The sequence below is a fragment of the Streptomyces sp. NBC_00287 genome (assembly GCF_036173105.1).
In the GTDB taxonomy this organism is placed as follows: Bacteria; Actinomycetota; Actinomycetes; order Streptomycetales; family Streptomycetaceae; genus Streptomyces.
In genome coordinates this window covers 6,899,192-6,917,061 of the sequence record NZ_CP108053.1, presented here as the reverse complement: position 1 = coordinate 6,917,061, position 17,870 = coordinate 6,899,192, and the positions used below count along the sequence as shown (strand labels likewise).

The 17,870-nt window shown below is 71.5% G+C and carries 12 protein-coding genes; 2 read left to right on the top strand and 10 right to left on the bottom strand.

Features of this window, described 5'->3' with window-relative positions; translation table 11 throughout:
* Positions 1–97 precede the first annotated feature (97 nt).
* Entirely contained in the window at positions 98–2,221 is a 2,124-nt protein-coding gene (locus OHT76_RS31595) for a DNA gyrase/topoisomerase IV subunit B (RefSeq protein ID WP_328874245.1), read from the bottom strand.
* Between the two features lie 439 nt (positions 2,222–2,660).
* Here OHT76_RS31595 and OHT76_RS31590 point away from each other — a divergent pair, with 439 nt between their 5' ends.
* Positions 2,661–2,891: a DUF7455 domain-containing protein gene (locus OHT76_RS31590; protein WP_250071150.1), complete on the top strand. Its 231-nt coding sequence runs from the start codon at positions 2,661–2,663 to the stop codon at positions 2,889–2,891.
* A gap of 112 nt (positions 2,892–3,003) precedes the next feature.
* On the opposite strand, the gene OHT76_RS31585 is transcribed toward OHT76_RS31590, so the two are convergent.
* The 8 genes from OHT76_RS31585 to OHT76_RS31550 all read right to left on the bottom strand — a co-directional run bounded on the left by OHT76_RS31585 (position 3,004) and on the right by OHT76_RS31550 (position 16,008).
* Positions 3,004–3,864 (bottom strand): serine protease, encoded by an 861-nt coding sequence (locus OHT76_RS31585; protein WP_328874244.1) that lies wholly within the window; start codon positions 3,862–3,864, stop codon positions 3,004–3,006.
* A gap of 134 nt (positions 3,865–3,998) precedes the next feature.
* Positions 3,999–5,531 (bottom strand): RNA polymerase sigma factor, encoded by a 1,533-nt coding sequence (locus tag OHT76_RS31580; protein ID WP_328874243.1) that lies wholly within the window; start codon positions 5,529–5,531, stop codon positions 3,999–4,001.
* Between the two features lie 428 nt (positions 5,532–5,959).
* Positions 5,960–6,847, bottom strand: coding sequence for a FadR/GntR family transcriptional regulator (locus OHT76_RS31575; protein ID WP_328874242.1), 888 nt, complete (start codon positions 6,845–6,847; stop codon positions 5,960–5,962).
* Between the two features lie 163 nt (positions 6,848–7,010).
* Complete coding sequence (locus OHT76_RS31570; protein WP_328874241.1) at positions 7,011–8,804, bottom strand: ABC transporter ATP-binding protein; 1,794 nt, start codon at positions 8,802–8,804, stop codon at positions 7,011–7,013.
* A gap of 126 nt (positions 8,805–8,930) precedes the next feature.
* Entirely contained in the window at positions 8,931–9,689 is a 759-nt protein-coding gene (locus OHT76_RS31565) for an NUDIX hydrolase (protein ID WP_188292918.1), read from the bottom strand.
* Between the two features lie 231 nt (positions 9,690–9,920).
* Positions 9,921–12,035, bottom strand: coding sequence for a glycogen debranching N-terminal domain-containing protein (locus OHT76_RS31560; protein WP_328874240.1), 2,115 nt, complete (start codon positions 12,033–12,035; stop codon positions 9,921–9,923).
* A gap of 191 nt (positions 12,036–12,226) precedes the next feature.
* Positions 12,227–13,699 carry a DUF4192 domain-containing protein gene (locus OHT76_RS31555; RefSeq protein WP_328874239.1) on the bottom strand — a complete coding sequence of 491 codons (1,473 nt, stop codon included), beginning with the start codon at positions 13,697–13,699 and terminating at the stop codon, positions 12,227–12,229.
* 149 nt (positions 13,700–13,848) lie between these two features.
* Positions 13,849–16,008 carry a RecQ family ATP-dependent DNA helicase gene (locus tag OHT76_RS31550; RefSeq protein ID WP_328874238.1) on the bottom strand — a complete coding sequence of 720 codons (2,160 nt, stop codon included), beginning with the start codon at positions 16,006–16,008 and terminating at the stop codon, positions 13,849–13,851.
* Between the two features lie 379 nt (positions 16,009–16,387).
* On the opposite strand from OHT76_RS31550, the gene OHT76_RS31545 reads away from it, so the two are divergent.
* Positions 16,388–17,014 (top strand): hypothetical protein, encoded by a 627-nt coding sequence (locus OHT76_RS31545; RefSeq protein ID WP_328874237.1) that lies wholly within the window; start codon positions 16,388–16,390, stop codon positions 17,012–17,014.
* A 204-nt stretch (positions 17,015–17,218) separates the two neighbouring features.
* Here OHT76_RS31545 and OHT76_RS31540 read toward each other — a convergent pair whose 3' ends face one another.
* Positions 17,219–17,857: a hypothetical protein gene (locus OHT76_RS31540; protein WP_328874236.1), complete on the bottom strand. Its 639-nt coding sequence runs from the start codon at positions 17,855–17,857 to the stop codon at positions 17,219–17,221.
* Between the last annotated feature and the right edge of the window lie 13 nt (positions 17,858–17,870).

Here is a 17,870-nt window from a genome sequence, read left to right as displayed (position 1 = left end):
TTGTTCCCCTCGCGCTTCACCCCATCAGGTGATGAGCGAGGGGAACCACCTCCGGCGAGGCCGAGGCCGAGAATGCGACCTGAGCCCGGCGCGGCGACTAGGCGTCGATACGCGAGCGGTCCAAGGTCGCCGCCGAGGAGGAGATGAACTCCTTGCGCGGTGCCACGTCGTTGCCCATCAGCAGGTCGAAGACCTGCTCAGCTGCCTCCAGGTCGGAGAGGTTGATGCGGCGCAGGGTGCGGTGGCGCGGGTCCATCGTGGTCTCGGCCAGCTGGTCGGCGTCCATCTCACCGAGGCCCTTGTAGCGCTGGATCGAGTCCTTGTAGCGGACGCCCTTGGTCTGGAACTCCATGAGCTTGTCGCGCAGTTCGCGGTCCGAGTATGTGTAGACGTACTTGTCCTGCCCCTTCTTGGGCTGGACGATCTCGATCCGGTGCAGCGGCGGTACGGCCGCGAAGACGCGTCCCGCCTCGACCATGGGCCGCATGTAGCGCTGGAACAGCGTCAGCAGCAGACAGCGGATGTGGGAGCCGTCCACATCGGCGTCGGTCATCATGACGATCTTGCCGTAGCGGGCCGCGTCGATGTCGAAGGTCCGGCCCGAGCCCGCTCCTATGACCTGGATGATCGCGCCGCACTCGGCGTTCTTCAGCATGTCGGTCACGGACGACTTCTGGACGTTGAGGATCTTGCCGCGGATCGGCAGCAGCGCCTGGAACTCGGAGTTCCGGGCGAGCTTGGCGGTGCCGAGCGCGGAGTCTCCCTCGACGATGAACAGCTCGCTGCGCTCGACGTCGTCGCTGCGGCAGTCGGCGAGCTTGGCGGGCAGGGAGGACGACTCCAGGGCGGTCTTGCGGCGCTGGGCGTCCTTGTGCTGGCGGGCCGCGATGCGCGTACGGGCGGCGGCGACCGCCTTCTCCATGACGACCCTGGCCTGGGCGGCCGCGTCCCGCTTGGTGGACGTCAGGAACGCCTTGAGCTCCTTGGAGATCACGGTGTTCACGATGCGCCGGGCCGCCGAGGTGCCGAGGACCTCCTTGGTCTGGCCCTCGAACTGGGGCTCGGCCAGGCGGACGGTGACGACGGCGGTGAGGCCCTCCAGGGCGTCGTCCTTGACGATGTCGTCCTCGGCGACGCGCAGCAGCTTCTTGGCGCGCAGCACCTCGTTCATCGTGCTGGTCACGGCCGTCTCGAACCCCGCGACATGGGTGCCGCCCTTGGGGGTGGCGATGATGTTCACGAACGACTTCAGGGTCGTGTCGTACCCGGTGCCCCAGCGCATCGCGACGTCGACGTCGAGCTCGCGGGTGACCTGGGTGGGCGTCATCTGGCCGTGCTCGTCCAGGACCGGGACGGTCTCCTTGAAGGTGCCCTGCCCGGAGAAGCGCAGGACGTCGTTGACCGGCTTGTCGGTGGCCAGGTACTCGCAGAATTCGCTGATTCCGCCGTCGAAGCGGAAGGACTCCTCGCCCTTGCTGCCGTCCTGGCCGAGGCCCAGCTCGTCGCGGACGACGATGGTCAGGCCGGGCACCAGGAAGGCCGTCTGGCGGGCGCGCTGGTGCAGGTGCTCCAGGGAGAGCTTGGCGTCCTTGAGGAAGATCTGGCGGTCGGCCCAGTAGCGCACGCGCGTGCCGGTGCGCGTCCTGGGGATCTTCTTGGCCTTGCGCAGTCCGCCCTTGGCCTCGAACTTGGCCTCGGCCCCCTCACCTGCGAAGGCGCCGGGGACACCGCGCCGGAAGCTGATGGCGTGGGTGTGGCCGCTGCGGTCCACCTCGACGTCGAGCCGGGCGGACAGGGCGTTCACCACGGAGGCGCCGACGCCGTGCAGGCCGCCGGAGGCGGCGTAGGAGCCGCCGCCGAACTTGCCGCCGGCGTGCAGCTTGGTCATGACGACCTCGACACCGGACAGGCCGGTCTTGGGCTCGACGTCGACCGGGATGCCCCGGCCGTTGTCCCGGACCTCGACCGAGCCGTCGTCGTGGAGGACGACGTCGATGTGGTCGCAGTAGCCCCCGAGGGCCTCGTCCACGGAGTTGTCGATGATCTCCCAGAGGCAGTGCATCAGACCGCGACTGTCGGTCGAGCCGATGTACATACCCGGGCGCTTGCGCACGGCTTCCAGGCCCTCAAGGACGAGCAGGTGCCGCGCGGTGTAGTTGGAACCGTCCCGGTCTGCTCCTGCCAGCAGCGCTGTGGACGGCACGGACGTCTCGGCGGTCACGCGGTTCGCTCCTCGCTGAATTTCAGGTGGTGCCCTTTTGGGTAAGGGCGCGGCTTCGGTTGCCGCTCAGAGGGTACCGAGGCCTGGTAGAGCCGATGTAACGCCACCCTCGTCTGTTGGCAGACTAGTCCAGAGTCGCATAGGTGTTCGATCCCTCGATGGAGTGAAGTACATATCACGTTCCCTTCCAGGCATGAACCATTTAGGCTCCGGGCACGTCCTCATGAACAAACCGGCAATCCAGCCGGGAGGACCGACACTGACCGACAGCGCGAACCCGTACGACACACAGACACGCAATACGGCACATTCGCCGCCAACCGGCAGCAGCCAGCCGCTGGAAAGATTTTTTCAAGGAAAAGCCCCGAGCGGGAACGTTTTCCGACTGGTTGGATGTTGACCCTGGTACGACAGCTCGTCGAGCTAGAGAAGAGGCGACGTGACTACTGTTCTGACCCCCGCGAGCCCGCTGACGGCCGCCGACCGCTGCGACCGTTGCGGCGCTCAGGCATACGTGCGCGTCGTCCTGCTGAGCGGCGGAGAACTGCTCTTCTGCGCCCACCACGGCCGCAAGTTTGAGCCGGGACTCAAGAAGATCGCCGCTGAGATACAGGACGAGACGGAGCGACTGACTGCCGCTCCTGCCACCGCCTCCGAAGAAGAGCGCTGACAACTCGCGTCCACGACGAGCCAGCTCCAGGCATTAGGCCGGCGTAAGGGCGGCTGCCCCTGATCCTCCAGGGGCAGCCGCCCTTACGCGTGGCCGAGCCGCTCGGACTCGCTCAGAAGGCCGTACGCGGCCCTCGCGCGGCGCCGACATCCCAGCGCAGGGTCGTCAGGGCGTCGGACACGCGCGTGTACACCCCGGGGCTCCCGGGGCGACCGCAGCCGCTTCCCCAGGACACCAGCCCGACCAGCCGCCCCTGAGCGACCAGCGGCCCTCCGCTGTCCCCCTGACAGGCGTCCCGGCCCCCTAGCACCTCTCCGGCGCACAACATGCTGTCGGCGAGGTAGGAGCCGTCCCCACCGCCGGGATAGGCCCGCTCGCACAGACTGTCGGACAGCACCTGCACACGTGCCGCCCGCAGACCCGACGCGTAGTCGCCGCTGCCGGTCATATCGCCCCACCCGTAGACCATGGCCTGCGTGCCCGACGTGTACGCCGGATCCCCGGCCGCCGCCATCGCGATCACCGATCCCTGCGGCAGCTTCTTGTCGAGGGTGAGCACGGCGAAGTCCCCGGCGTTGGTGACGTCGTCGTATCCGGGATTCACCCAGGTCTCCCGTACATCGATCTCCTGGCCCTCGGCCAAGCGCAGATCCGTGCGGCCCGCGATGACGCTGAGGTCCTCCACCTGGTCCGGCGGCGCCCCGAGCACATCCTCGCCCAGACAGTGGGCCGCGGTGAGCACGGTGGACGGGCCGACGGCCACGCCACCGCAGAACTGCCCCGAGCGCGTACCCCCGAACCGGTCACGGCTGGACAGCGCCACTGTCCAGGGGGCCTCGGACACATCGACAGGGAAGCCCCCGACGACGACGCTGTCGGCGCCCGCGGGGGCGGCGGACGCGAGTGGTATGACGGCCGCGGCGGCAGCCAGGACCAACGGCCCGGCCAGCGCCCGGACAAGGGGACGACGCATGCGCGCTCCTCACTCAGGGGTGGTCATGAGACACCCAGAGTGATCCACCCCGCCGCGCCCCGCACCCGCGCGGGCACACGAAAAGCCCGGCTCCCGCGCGGGGAACCGGGCCTTCGGCGTCGTAGGACCGCGACCTAGTCGAGGTAGTCGCGCAGCACCTGAGAACGCGACGGGTGGCGCAGCTTCGACATGGTCTTGGACTCGATCTGGCGGATGCGCTCGCGCGTCACGCCGTACACCTTGCCGATCTCGTCGAGGGTCTTCGGCTGACCGTCGGTGAGACCGAAGCGCATCGAGACGACGCCCGCCTCGCGCTCGGACAGGGTGTCGAGGACGGAGTGCAGCTGCTCCTGCAGGAGCGTGAAGCTGACCGCGTCGGCCGGGACCACGGCCTCGGAGTCCTCGATGAGGTCACCGAACTCGCTGTCGCCGTCCTCGCCCAGCGGGGTGTGCAGCGAGATGGGCTCGCGGCCGTACTTCTGGACCTCGATGACCTTCTCGGGGGTCATGTCGAGTTCCTTGGCCAGCTCCTCCGGGGTGGGCTCGCGGCCCAGGTCCTGGAGCATCTGGCGCTGCACGCGCGCGAGCTTGTTGATGACCTCGACCATGTGCACCGGGATACGGATGGTGCGGGCCTGGTCGGCCATCGCGCGGGTGATCGCCTGACGGATCCACCAGGTGGCGTACGTGGAGAACTTGTAGCCCTTGGTGTAGTCGAACTTCTCGACCGCGCGGATCAGACCGAGGTTGCCCTCCTGGATGAGGTCCAGGAAGAGCATGCCGCGGCCGGTGTAGCGCTTGGCCAGGGAGACCACCAGACGGAGGTTGGCCTCCAGGAGGTGGTTCTTGGCCCGGCGGCCGTCCTCGGCGATGATCTCCAGCTCGCGCTTGAGCTTGGGGGCGAGCTTGTCGGCGTTGGCCAGCTTGTCCTCGGCGAACAGACCGGCCTCGATGCGCTTGGCGAGCTCGACCTCCTGCTCGGCGTTGAGTAGCGGGACCTTGCCGATCTGCTTGAGGTAGTCCTTGACCGGGTCGGCGGTGGCACCGGCGGCAGCGACCTGCTGCGCGGGCGCGTCGTCCTCGTCCTCGTCGGAGAGCACGAAGCCGGCACTCTCGGCGCCCTCGGGCTCGTCGCCCTTGGGAGCGTCCTCGAGGACCTCTTCCTCGACGGCCTCGGCGTCGTCCTTGCCGGCGGTCGTCTTCTTGGCCGCCGTCTTCTTGGCGACGGTCTTCTTCGCGGCCGCCTTCTTGGCGGTCGTCGCCTTCTTGGCAGCGGCCTTCTTCACGGGCGCCTCGCCCTCGACTGCGGCCTCGGCGGCAGGTGCCTCCGGGGTGGCGGTGGCGGTGGCCTTCTTGGTGGTCACCGTCTTCGCCGCGACCGTCTTGGTGGCGGTGCGCTTGGCCGGACTCTTCGCTGCGACGCTCTTTCGGGTGCGCTTGGGCTCCGCGGCACTGACCATCAGCGTCACACCCTCTTCCTCGAGGATCTGGTTGAGGCTGCGCAGTACGTTCTTCCACTGAGTGGCCGGAATCTGGTCAGCTTCGAAGGCCCGACGCACGTCATCGCCGGCGATCTGCCCCTCAGCCTTTCCCCGCTCAATGAGCGCCATGACAGAGACGGACTCGGCGATCTCCGGCGGGAGCGTACGGGATGTGCTGGCCGACACGAACAACCTCTCGGAACGTTGGAAAACGGCTTCCGGCCCCGTCCACAGTGGACAGGAGCCGACCACCGGCCTGGGGATGGGCCGACGGTGCGGGCGGGGGCCGGGAAGATGCACAGCGCCTTGAATGGCGTCCGTATTCCCTCCGCGGCTGTCACCTCTTAGGTCATCGCGCTGTTCCCGCGAGCGTTACGCCCAATCTGCGTGGCCCGAGTCACACCCCGTAAGCGCTCAAAAACGGTCAGACGCGGACAGAGGCGGTCAGCTGGGGGTTCGGCCCGAAGTTCACCGCCCACGCCGCCGCCTCGCCGCACCGTCGGACCCCGCAGGATCCGGGTGATCCTGCGGGGTCCGACGGGAGGCGGTTCGCCGACCGGGCGATGCCACAGGAGGGGGGTGGCATCCCCGGACGCGCCGCCCGTGGGGCGCGGTCAGTGCTCGCGCGGGGCGGGCACCACGCGCTCCACCTCGGGGTGGACGGCGAGAAGCTGCCGCATCGCCGCCTCCGCGCCCGCGCCGTCGCCGGCGGCGAGGGTATCGACGATCCGGGCGTGGTGCGCGAGCGACGCCTCGTTCGGCCGGTCACAGCCCGTGACCGGACCTCCGGAGACCTGGAGCGCGGCCGACACGATCCCGGATAGGTGCTCCAGCATGCGGTTGCCGGCGACCTGGATGAGCAGGGAGTGGAACTCGGCGTCGGCGCGGGAGAAGGTGAGGGCGTCGCCCTGCCCCATGGCATGGCCCATGATCTCGACCATGTCGGCCAGCCGCTGCTGGATGTCCTCGCGGCCGTGCCCCGCGGCGAGGCGCGCGGCGAGCGGTTCGATCGTCCAGCGCAGCTCGCTCAGCTCACGCCGCTGGTCGTCGCGCTGCGGCCCGAAGGCCCGCCACTCGATGATGTCCGGATCGAGGAGGTTCCAGTCACTGACGGGACGCACGCGCGTGCCGACGTTCGGCCGGGCGCTGACCAGGCCCTTGGCCTCCAGGACACGGAGCGATTCACGGACGACGGTGCGGGAGACCTCGAAGCGCTGGCCGATCTCCTCGGGCACCAGCGGGCGGTCCGCACCCAGGTCGCCGGAAACGATCATCTGGCCGAGCTGCTGGACGAGTTGGCCGTGCAGTCCGCGTCCGCGGCTGCCCGCGGCGCGCCGGCCCACGCGGCCCAGCTCCGGGTCCGCCCCCTCCCAGGAGGGGGCTCCGACGCGGTCGGCGCCAGGGGCCTCGGCGTAGGGGTAGCGGTCGAGTTCGCCCGGGCCGGCGAGACCGGAGTCGGCGGCGCGGGCGGCGGTCATCATGGTGTGCGCAAGGGTACTCACGGATCCTTTGTCGGCGCCCTCTCCAACTCCCTTGAGGTCTTTGGTGAAAAGCACACGAAAGGGTGATCGCTCACCCCGTCGCAATTGACGCCTTATCGGAAAGAAATGGGCTTTCCGTGGGGAGTTGTGCGCACAGCAAGCACCGGAAGCGGCGAGACAGTCGTCATCGGACCCTGGTTCGCAGGGTCGTGAGCAGATACGCGCACAGCAGTGCGGTAAGCGACAACATCAGCGCACCGCCCACGGGTTGGGCGACCACGCGCGCGCCGGCCGCCAGATAGCGCTCTCCCCCGAAGGGCCACTGCATCAGCAGCACTTCCCTGACCCGCAGCGGAAATCCGGCCGCCGACCGCACCCCTGGCCCCTCCAGCACCTTGTGCACCATAGGTACGACGAGAATGGGCACCGCAACCACCGCGGCGAGCCCGGCAGTGGTGGAACGGAACACTCCGGCGGCCAGCACCCCGGCCCAGGCACAACCGACCACCAGCCCGATCCAACTCACGCCCAGCGAAAGCCAGTCCACGGGAACCTCCGCGAGCTCCCGTCCGTATACGAGATACAGCACCTCGGCGTCACACCCCACCGTCAGAACGGCCAGCGAGAGCGCGGTGACCCCGGAGACGAGGAGCTTGGCGGCCAGCAGCCCCAGCCTGCGGGGCACAGTGCCGCGGTCCGCCGCCAGCGCGGGGTGGCGGAACTCGTCCCCGAAGGCCAGCGCACCGAGCAGCCCCGCACCGAGCGCCGCGGGCGGCAACGGCAGCTCCCGCGGCCAGGCGGCCAGCAGCCGTGCCTGCGGGGTGTGCCCGATACGGGCGAGGACCAGGGCGATGAGCGCGGAGACGACGAGCACGGCGGCCGTGGTGAGGAACCCGGTGCCGACGCCTGCGGCTCGGCGGAGTTCGTAGCGGAGGGGGCGGAGGGGGCTGGGGGCGGGGCGGACGGAGATGGGGGGTGGGAGGGAGGGGAGGGGGGAGGGGGCCCCCGGACTCTTCTCGGAGTGGCCGGAGTGGCCGGCGCCCTGCGCCTCGCCGGGAATCTCCGTCGCCTCCGCCTGCCCCTCCTGCCTCTCGGCCGCCCTCGGTCCCATGTCCCCGATCTCGTCGGCGAGTTGGTGTACGAGGACGTCGTGGCGGAAGGCGAGTTCGCCGATGTCGGCGCAGGTACTGCCGTACACCGAGAGGCGGTTGCCGCCCTCTCGGACGATCTCCACCGAGCGCTGTGCGGTGCGGGCGTCCTTGGCGAGGAGGGCCGCGAGGCGGGCGGCGTGCGGGGTGCGGACGGCGACGCGGGGGCGCAGGCGGGTGCGGGAGAAGTCGGCGGCGTCCTGGTCGGCGACGAGTCGGCCCTGGTCCAGGGTGATGACCCGGTCGGCGGTGCGTGCGGCTTCCTTGGGGTCGGCGGTGGTGAGCAGGACCGTGCCGCCCTGGGTCGCGTGGGCGCGCAGTACGCCGTACAGCCAGCGGCTCTCACGGGTGGAGAGTCCGTCGGCGGGGTCGTCGAGCATGAGGGTGTGCGGGTCCGCGAGCAGGGCGCAGGCCAGGCCCAGGCGGCGGTCCATGCCGCGGGAGAGGGTCCCGAGTCGTTCTTCGCGCAGGCTGACGAGGCCGACGACTTCGAGGACTTCGTCGGCGCGGCGGACGGGAACGCCGGCGGCGGCGCACAGCATGCGCAGGTGGCCGCGGACCGTGCGGGCGGGATGGCCAGGGACATCACCGAGGAGTACGCCGACCTCGCGTGAGGGGTGGGCGATCCGGTGCAGGGGGCGGCCTCTGAAGTAGGTGAGTCCACGGCCCTGTTGGAGTTCGAGCATAAGTCTGAGCGCCGTCGTCTTACCTGCTCCGGGTGGACCGAGCAGCGCGGTGACACGGCCCGCGTGCGCCTCGAAGGAGACGTCGTCGACGGCGGGCGGAAGCTCCTTGCGGGGGTCGCTGGTCAGTCCGAAGGCCTGGATCACCCGAAGCAAGATAGCGCGCTATGTCCGGTTTTTCGGGCACCGCAAGGCCTGCTCCACGGGCGGCAGTCGGTGCGCTCGGACCCTTGTTCGCCGTTCGCTCGCGGGCCCGGGTTCCCGGCGCTGGTCTCAGACTTCGGGGCGCAGCATCGGGGGGTTGAGGAGGGTGGCGCCGCCGGCCCGGAAGAGCTGGGCGGGGCGTCCGCCCTGGCGGGTGGTGGTGCCGCCGGTGGGGACGAGGAAGCCGGGGGTGCCGGTCACCTTGCGGTGGAAGTTGCGCGGGTCGAGGGCCACGCCCCAGACGGCTTCGTAGACGCGGCGCAGCTCGCCGACGGTGAACTCGGTGGGGCAGAACGCTGTGGCCAGCGAGGAGTACTCGATCTTGGAGCGGGCGCGCTCCACTCCGTCGGCCAGGATCTGGGCGTGGTCGAAGGCGAGGGGGGCGACGGGTTCGCCGTCGCGGCCGTAGCCGCCCTGCTGGAGCAGTTCCTCGACCGGTGCCCAGCGGGCGTTGCTGGCGTCGCCGCCCGCGCGTGGGGCGGGCAGGTCGGGGGCGAGTGCGAGGTGGGCGACGCTGACGACGCGCATGCGCGGGTCCCGCTTGGGGTCGCCGTAGGTGGCGAGCTGCTCCAGGTGGGCGCCGTTGTCCTGGACGGGTACGGCGGGGTCGTGGGCCCGCATGCCGGTTTCCTCGGCCAGTTCGCGGGCCGCTGCCTGGGCCAGGTCCTCGTCGGCCCTGACGAATCCGCCGGGGAGGGCCCAGCGCCCCTGGAACGGCGGCTCGCCCCTGCGTACCGCCAGCGCGCACAGGGCATGGCGGCGCACGGTCAGCACGACCAGGTCCACAGTGACGGCGAAGGGCGGAAAGGCTGACGGGTCGTAGGGCATGCGGCGATCATAGTCGTCTGCCTGACGATAAACACTCCCTTCGCCGGTCGCATCGACCGTTGATCGAGGTCGGTCCGTGATCGGTCGTCTGTGTGTCGTCCGGCGGTCCGTCGGCTGATCGAGTCGGGTCCGTCATTGGTCGCCCGTGTGTCGTCCAGCAGGTCCGTCGGCTGATCGATTTCGGTCTGGGATCGGTCCTCCGTCCGCTGTGCGGTAGCCCGTCGCGCGAGGTCAGACTCCCAGTTGCAGCCCGTCGGCGGCCTCCTCGACCATGGCGAGGCCGAGTCGGCCGACCCGTACGGAGAAGGGGGCGCCCGCGACTCTCAGTCCGGTGAGGACGATCTCCCCGAGGGGTGCGCCGGCGGCGGGGCGGAGGGTGACGGTTCCCGCGGGGGCGTCGGGGCGGATGCCGGCGAGGGTGGTCAGCAGCAGGACCCCGGCCGCCGCGGCGGTGGCGGCGGGGCGGCAGGCCGCCGGGTGCGGGAGGGGCGTGCCCCCGTCGGTGCGCTGTTGTCCGCCGTACATTTCCGGCAGCCGGTGGCCGAATGCCTCGGCGGCCGCGATGGCTCCGCGCAGCAGCCCGTTCGCTTCCTTCTCATATCCGGCGGCGATCAGTCCGGCCACGGCGACAGCCGTCTCGTGGGTCCGTACGGCGCCGCTGCGGTGGCCGAACGGGTTGAACCCCGCCTCCTTCGCGCCCAGTCCGCGCAGGCCCCAGCCGGAGTCCATCGCCGGGCCGCCGAGGAGTCGGGCGAGTTGCTCGGTCTGCACCTTGTCGAGCAGTCCGGGCGCCGGTTGGCCGCCGCCCAGGAGGCCGGTGTCGAGAAGGTGAGCGGTGGCCGCGCCCAGGTGCGGTACGAGCCGCCCGTCCGGGGAGCGGGCCGCCGCGGGTCGGCCGCCGCCCAGGGCGTCGATCCAGAAGTCCCGCTGGAAGGCGGTCCGCAGACTCGTCGCCCGCTGCCGCAGCCCGGCGCCGCCCGGTCTGCCGTAGGCGTCGAGCAGCTCGGCGCCGAGCAGCGCCGCGCGGTGGGCGTGCGCCTGGGTTTCGCAGCGCTGTGGCCCGCCGGGGTGGGGGTCGCAGAGGTATGTGTCGTCGCCCACGGCCGTCCGCAGCCAGGTCAGGCAGTTCTCGGCGGCTGGAAGCAGTTCTTCCGTCTCCTTCTCCGGAAGCCCCCAGTGGCGGGCTTCGGCGAGAAGTGTCGGGAAGAGCAGGGTGGCTTCGGTGGCCGTGCAGCTCGGTGGCAGATGGGTGCCCGCGTCCCGGCGTGGCCCCGGGATCATGCCGGACCGCGGTCCGGGTGCCGTGAGCTGGGTGCGGGCCAGGGTGCGCAGGGTGCCGGCGGCGAGCCGGGTGCCGAGGGGGAGCGTCATCCGGGCGGCGGCCAGCGCTTCGGCTGGCGCCAGCCCGCATCGCCAGGGGGCTCCGGCGGCGAGGTGGGTATCGGTGGGGTGGGCAGGGTCGCGCAGCAGCAGGGCCTGGAGGTCTTCGATGCAGGTGTGCAGCAGTGGCTGGACGCCGGGGTGGTCGCCTGCGGCGCGGGCGGGGGCCAGCGGGGTAGTCGCCGATGTTCGGCCCACGGCCCGGACGGGTCCAGCTGCGTCCGGCCGTACCCGTAGCTCCACGCTCGCGCTGCCGCCCGGGGGCAGCGCGAACTCCCAGCGCAGCAGGCCCGCGGAGGCCAGGGCGTCGGTGGGCGGGGGGTCGGCCGTGACGGCCGAGTTCCCCGAAGGGCAGGTCCAGCGCAGGCCGGAGTCGTGGACGCTGGCGGGCAGTTCGGGGCCGGTTCTGCCGGACGCGATGGCTCCCAGGTCGGCCAGGTCGGTGCCGAGGGCGACCTCGACCGGCAGGCGCAGGGGGCGAGAGGCTGCGCTGTGGAGGGTGATCCGCTCGGTGCCGTCCGCGTGGCGGATGCGCTCGACGACGACGTCCGGGTCGGGGCCCGCCTCCGGGGAGGCGCGGAGGGTTCCGACGAAGCGGGCTCGGTCCGCCGCGGTCATCCGGGCGTGCACGGGGAGGGGTTCGCGTCCGGCGACGCGCACCTGGCACCGGGAGAGTACGCGCCGGCCTGCTCGGTAGAAGCCCTCGAGGCCTCGGCCGGTCAGCTGGCCTTGTTCCGGGGAGATGGCGAGGCCTGGGAGGGCGACGCAGATCAGGGCGGTGTGGACAGGGGGAAGGTCGGAGGGACGGCGGGGCTGCGGGGGTGGGAGGGAAGCCGCCTTTCGGGGTTCGCCTCCGGCCGCTCCGACCGTGGGGGGTGGTGGCCCGCCCGGTCCGAAGGGTGGTGTGGGCCGGGCAGCGGGCGGGCGGTTGTGGTCGGCGGCGGAGGGCGGAGTCGGCTGGTGCATGGGGCGGCTTCCTCTGCGCTCTGTGCGCCTCGGGCGTGTTCGGCGCCGGGTGGGGGATCCGGGGGTACCTGGGCAGGTCGACGGCACGGCCCGTCCAGGCGTTCCGCCACTCAGGTGAACGGGGCGACGCTCCTCGGGGTCACGCCCGGGTGCGGCCGAATGGGGCCGGCCGGGATGCGGGTCGCACTTGATCACGACTCCCCCTCGGTTCCGGTGTTCGTCCCTTCCTGGCATGCGCCGCGCCGCCTGCCCTGGGCACGCGTGGTCCGGGGCTTTCGTGTGGAGCCGGGGTGGGAGCCGGGGTGCGTGCCGCCCACCGGCGTACGCGGGCGCGGCACCCTCGTCCCGGACTGGCGGCCTGACCTGCCGGCCGGTCGGGGCGACGTGCTGTCGGCCGGGGCGGCAGACCGGGCACGGCGCCTGCGAGCCGGCTCCTCAGTCGTCCCCGTGGGCCTCCGGTCCGTGCGTTCCGCGCGCAGGCAGCGGCGGATGGACTCCGGGTCCAGTCCCTCGTTGCAGGCCTGGTGCAGGAGGCGGGCAAAGAGGTAGTCGGGGTCCGCGCCGAGGGCCATGGCGAGTGCCTCGCGGGCCTCCAGTTCGTCGCCCGTGGACCAGGCGACCCAGCCGGCGAGGGTGAGCGGCGCCGCGGCATGCTCGCCGTAGGGGCCGACGCAGCGGCGGGCCAGTGCTCGCCACAGGCGCAGGGCGGGGGCGGCCTCGTCGCCCTCCATCCACTCGGCGGCGCGGTCGCGCGTCGTACGGTCCTGCAGGCCGAGGATGAGCAGGGCCGCTTCGTCATGGGTGAGCAGTTGGTCGTCGCGGAGGTCCGCGGTGAGCGTGCCGGAGACGGGTGATGCTCCGGCGAGGCGCCCCATGACCTGACCCGCAAGTTCCAGGGTCTCCTCGGCAACCGTCGCGCGGCTTGTCTCGTCGAGGATGCGTGGGACGAGGGCCATGCTGGCGGTGTCCAGGGCGATTTCCTGTTCAAGGGCGGCCGCGTTCTCCCAGGGGAACAGCCGGGCCCGCAGCTCACGCAGGGTGCCTCGTACCTGGAGCCCGGCGTAGGTGGCGGCCGCGGCCAGGACCGAGGTGCCTGGCAGGCCCATCGGGGTGCCGTCGGACGGGCAACAGCCCTCGTTCCCACAGCAGTACGACCAGAAGCGGCCCTCCGAGATGCACAGGGCCTCGATCACCGGTACGTCGAGGTGGCCGCATTCGATGCGCAGCTTCTGCGCCAGCGGCCGCAGGCGTTCCATGATCTGTCGGCCGGACTCGCCGGGTGCGGGCTCCTTGCAGACGTACGCCACCATCTGCTCGGGGCGGGCGCCGCGGCGTTCGCTGCCCGTGACCAGGCCTTGGGCCAACTGCCGTGCCGCGGAGGGCCAGTCGTCCGGGTTGGTGGGGATGCCGAGCCGGGCCCGTCCGCCGAAGCGGCCGCGGCCGTCCCGGTCGTGCAGGGCGACCAGCACGATGCTGTCCTCGGGCCGGTATCCGAGCAGATACGGCAGCGCGTCGGCCAGCTCGGCCGGGGTGCGCAGCGTGACTTGCTGGTCGCTGCCGTGGCCTTCGTAGGCGGTGCAGTCGAGTTGGTCCGCGGGGTGCGTCTCGTGCCCCACGATGTCGGCGTTCTCAGGGTTTCCAGCGTTTTCGCCGTGATTCGTCATGCCCTGACGATCTCGCGGATTGCGAACCTCCGCTTGAGCCTGTGGATAACTCCGAGCAGGGACATGGCAATTCACCCCGGGGTGCCGCCCTCGGCGTTCCGAGCGGCCGAGCGGCCGATCGGCCGAGTTTGTCGACCGCTCGACTCGGCTCAGCCCGCCGCCGCAAGCACCAGCGGAAGGACCTCCCCACTACCCGCCCGCCGCAGCAGACGGGCCGCGACCGCCAGGGTCCAGCCGGAGTCGGTGTAGTCATCGACGAGCAGCACCGGGCCAGGAGAGCTCGCCAGGGCCCCCGCAAGTTCCCCGGAGACGCTGAACGCGCCGGACAGTGCCCTGAGCCGTTGCGCGGAGTTGCTGCGACGCACTGTGTGCGCGCCGCCCGGCCCGGTGTAGGTCAGCGTGCCGAGGAACGGCAGCCGCCCGATGTCCGCGATCCCCTGGGCCAGCGTGCCCACCAACCGTGGGCGCGTCAGGGAGGGCACCGCGACGACTCCCACCGGCCGAGCCGGGGCATCAGGGGCACCCGACGCCCAACCGCCAGGAGATCGCGCCCAGTCGGCGAGCACGGCCACAGCCGCCCGTAGGACATCGTCGGGGACCGGGCCGTCCGGCGCGTTCTCGGCCAGCAGTGGCCGCAGGCGGTTGCCCCAGCCGATGTCCGAGAGCCGCCCCAGGGCGCGCCCGGTGGAGCACTGTTCCCCGGCGGGGATACGGCCCTTGAGCTCGATGCCCAGGGCGGGCATTCCCGTGGGCCACATCCGGCGCGGCTCGACCTCCACACCGGGACGGTCCAGTTCCTTGGTCGCTCCCGTCAGTGCCTCCGCCGTAACACTGGAATCCGCCCAGGGGCCCGCGCAGTTGTCGCAGCGGCCGCACGCGGTCGCGCCCTCGTCGTCCAGCTGTCGCCGCAGGAACTCCATCCGGCAGCCGGACGTGCCGACGTAGTCACGCATGGCCTGTTGCTCGGCGGCCCGCTGGCGCGCGACCCACGCATAGCGCTCGGTGTCGTACACCCAGTCGGCTCCGGTGGCGATCCAGCCGCCCTTGACCCGCTTGACCGCGCCGTCGACGTCCAGCACCTTCAGCATGGTCTCGAGCCGGCTGCGCCGTAGGTCCACGACCGCTTCCAGCGCGGGCACGGACAGTGGCCGTCCGGCGCCGGCGAGGGCCGAGAGGGTCTGGCGGACCTGGGTCTCGGGCGGGAAGGCGGTGTCGGCGAAGTAGCGCCAGATGGCCTCGTCCTCCTTGCCCGGCAGCAGGAGCACGTCGGCGTGGGCGACGCCTCGGCCGGCCCGTCCGACCTGCTGGTAGTAGGCGATCGGCGAGGAGGGTGAGCCGAGGTGCACCACGAAGCCCAGGTCCGGTTTGTCGAAGCCCATGCCGAGCGCCGAGGTCGCCACCAGCGCCTTCACCCGGTTCGCCAGCAGGTCCTCCTCGGCCTGGAGGCGGTCCGCGTTCTCCGTTCGCCCCGTGTAGGAGGCCACGGGGAAGCCGCGCTGCCGCAGGAAGGCGGTGGCCTCCTCGGCGGCGGCCACGGTGAGGGTGTAGATGATCCCCGATCCAGGCAGTTCGTCCAGGTGCTCAGCCAACCAGCCCAATCGGTGTGCGGCATCCGGCAGTTGGACCACGCCGAGGCGCAGGCTCTCCCGGTCCAGCGGACCGCGCAGCACCAGGGCCTCGCCGGCGCCGGTTCCCAGCTGCTCGGCCACATCGGCCGTCACGCGCGCGTTGGCCGTCGCGGTCGTGGCCAGCACCGGGACGCCGGGAGCGAGCTCGGCCAGCATCGCCCGCAGCCGACGGTAGTCCGGGCGGAAGTCATGGCCCCAGTCGGAGATGCAGTGCGCCTCGTCGACGACCAGCAGTCCCGTCGTGGCCGCCAGCTTGGGCAGCATCTGGTCGCGGAAGTCGACGGAGTTGAGGCGCTCCGGGCTCACCAGGAGCACATCGGTCTCGCCGCGCTCGACCTCCTCGTGGATGGCATCCCACTCCTCCTGGTTGGCGGAGTTGATCGTGCGCGCCCGGATGCCGGCCCGCTGCGCCGCCTCGACCTGGTTGCGCATCAGCGCCAGCAGCGGCGAGACGATCACCGTCGGTCCTGAGCCGCGTCGGCGCAGCAGGGCGGTGGCGACGAAGTACACGGCCGACTTGCCCCAGCCGGTGCGCTGCACCACCAGCGCGCGCCGACGCTCGCGCACCAGAGCGGCGACCGCCTGCCACTGGTCCTCCCGCAGGCGCGCCGCTCCTCCTGGGTCGCCCACGAGCTGCCCGAGGATGGCATCGGCTTCGGCACGGAGTTCCAGTTCGTCCATGCCCCCATGCAACCCGATGGCACTGACAGTCAGCCACCGGAGGGACATCGACCGAGGTCGTCGACAGCGAGGTTTACGGGGCGGACGGTTCTGTACGACGCACAGAACCAGCCGTTCACCCGCTCCCCCCTCTTCATCCCCTCCAAAGAGCTTCGTGCCCCACGCGTCACCAGGTGACGCAATGGGTAGGGATATAAAACGCCTACCGTCCTATATCGGTCGGTCGTCCCAATTGCTCGTTGCCGCAACCAAGTTCGACAGGAAGAATTGAGGTCCGCTCCCCGCACGGCTCGCCCGTGGTCCGGCAGGGCTCCGCTGCGGTGCGCGTCCCCCGATTCCACCCCGCCCGCAGTGTGGGCGCGTAGCCGAAGGGAGGACCGTGACCTTCGGATTCGCTCCGTCCCCCGCGGCATCCACGTCGACCTCCAGCGACCTGTCCGCCACCACACTGGGCCGCGTGCTGGAGCCCGCGGAATGGGCCGCCGCCGGGATCCCTCTGCTGCGTAACCCCCGTGAGGTCGTCAGCGGACTGCACTCCCGCCACCGCCCCGAGCCGGCGACCGCGATCGTGGCCGTCCTCGACCCGGACGAGCGTCTCCGGGCGAGCGCCTCGTTCACCCGCCGGACCAGCCCGGCCGACGGCTGGATGTTCCGCAATGTCCTGCTCGACCAGTTGCGCCGGGTCATCCCGCACGACCTGCGCCGCCGCACCCCCGTGCGCACCGCCGTCCTGCTCTACTGCCGTGAGGGCGACGCGCGTTGGACGGAGGAGGACGGAGCGTGGATGTGGGGCCTGCGTGACGCCTGCACGCTGCACGGCCTGCGCTGCGGCGCGTACATCACGCTGACCCGGGACGGCTGGCAGGTCCTCGGTGAAGGGCGTGGCGGCCGTCGCCCGAACGTGGACTCCGCGCCGGAACCGTTCGCCACCTCCGAGTCACCGCCCCCGCTCCCCCGCACCGGCGGCGCCGCCTCGGACCTCCTGCGCCGCGCGGCGGCCCGCTGAGCCCAGCACCGACGGAACGTTTCCCCGCCGATTGCGGCACTCGTACGCCCCCGGGAAGACCGGCCGACCCGCGCGCCGAAGCACCCCATGGTGACAGCGTCGAACCGGGCGAGCGCTCACGCGGGCACGCCGAGGTCCCCACCGTGCTGGTACCGCCTCGGCTGCACCCGGGCCACCGACCGCCCCGGACGAACCGGAAGCGGCTCAGACGCCCGCGCCCAGCACCGAGTTGATCTGCTGCGGGTCCCCGCAGACGATCAGCAGGGCGCCGGCCCGGCCGAGGGCCAGGGGCAGGGCGGTGGCGGCAGCGGCGTCGGATCCGCCGTTGACGGCGACCACGACGACGGCACGCGAGGCCGCGCGGCTCGCGACGGCGGCGTCCGTGTAGAAGACGTCGTCGCCCGCGTCGTGCTGGGCCCAGTAGGAGGCTTCACCGAAGGACAGTTCGTGGGCAGCCCACGGGTGCTGTTCGCCGGTGGTGATCACCAGCACGTCACCGGGGGGACGGCCCGACTCCAGCAACAGGTCGACGGCTTCCTCGGCAGCGTCCAGCGCACCCTCGGCCGAGGCCGGGATCAGCTGGATCTGCGGAGTCGCCGCAGCCGGTGCGGAGACGGGGGCAGGCGGACCGGACAGTCCGGGCTTGGCCGCGGCCGTGTCTCGGGGCGTGCGTTGCGCCGGCGCCGTGGGCCGCGGGGGCCCGGGACGGCCGGGACGCGACGGAGCCGCGGGACGCGGACCGGGTACGGGGCGGGGGGTCGGCGCGGTGCGGCCACTGGCCGGCGTGGCGCGGGGACCCTGGGCACTCTCGTGAATCTGAGGCTCCTCGGGAATGAGAGGCATGGGCTGATATTTA

Coding starts and splice junctions, on each gene's coding strand:
- OHT76_RS31565 (WP_188292918.1), bottom strand. CDS start 9,689: ATGCCCTACGACCCGTCAGCCTTTCCGCCCTTCGCCGTCACTGTGGAC.
- OHT76_RS31555 (WP_328874239.1), bottom strand. CDS start 13,699: ATGACGAATCACGGCGAAAACGCTGGAAACCCTGAGAACGCCGACATC.
- OHT76_RS31560 (WP_328874240.1), bottom strand. CDS start 12,035: ATGCACCAGCCGACTCCGCCCTCCGCCGCCGACCACAACCGCCCGCCC.
- OHT76_RS31550 (WP_328874238.1), bottom strand. CDS start 16,008: ATGGACGAACTGGAACTCCGTGCCGAAGCCGATGCCATCCTCGGGCAG.
- OHT76_RS31585 (WP_328874244.1), bottom strand. CDS start 3,864: ATGCGTCGTCCCCTTGTCCGGGCGCTGGCCGGGCCGTTGGTCCTGGCT.
- OHT76_RS31540 (WP_328874236.1), bottom strand. CDS start 17,857: ATGCCTCTCATTCCCGAGGAGCCTCAGATTCACGAGAGTGCCCAGGGT.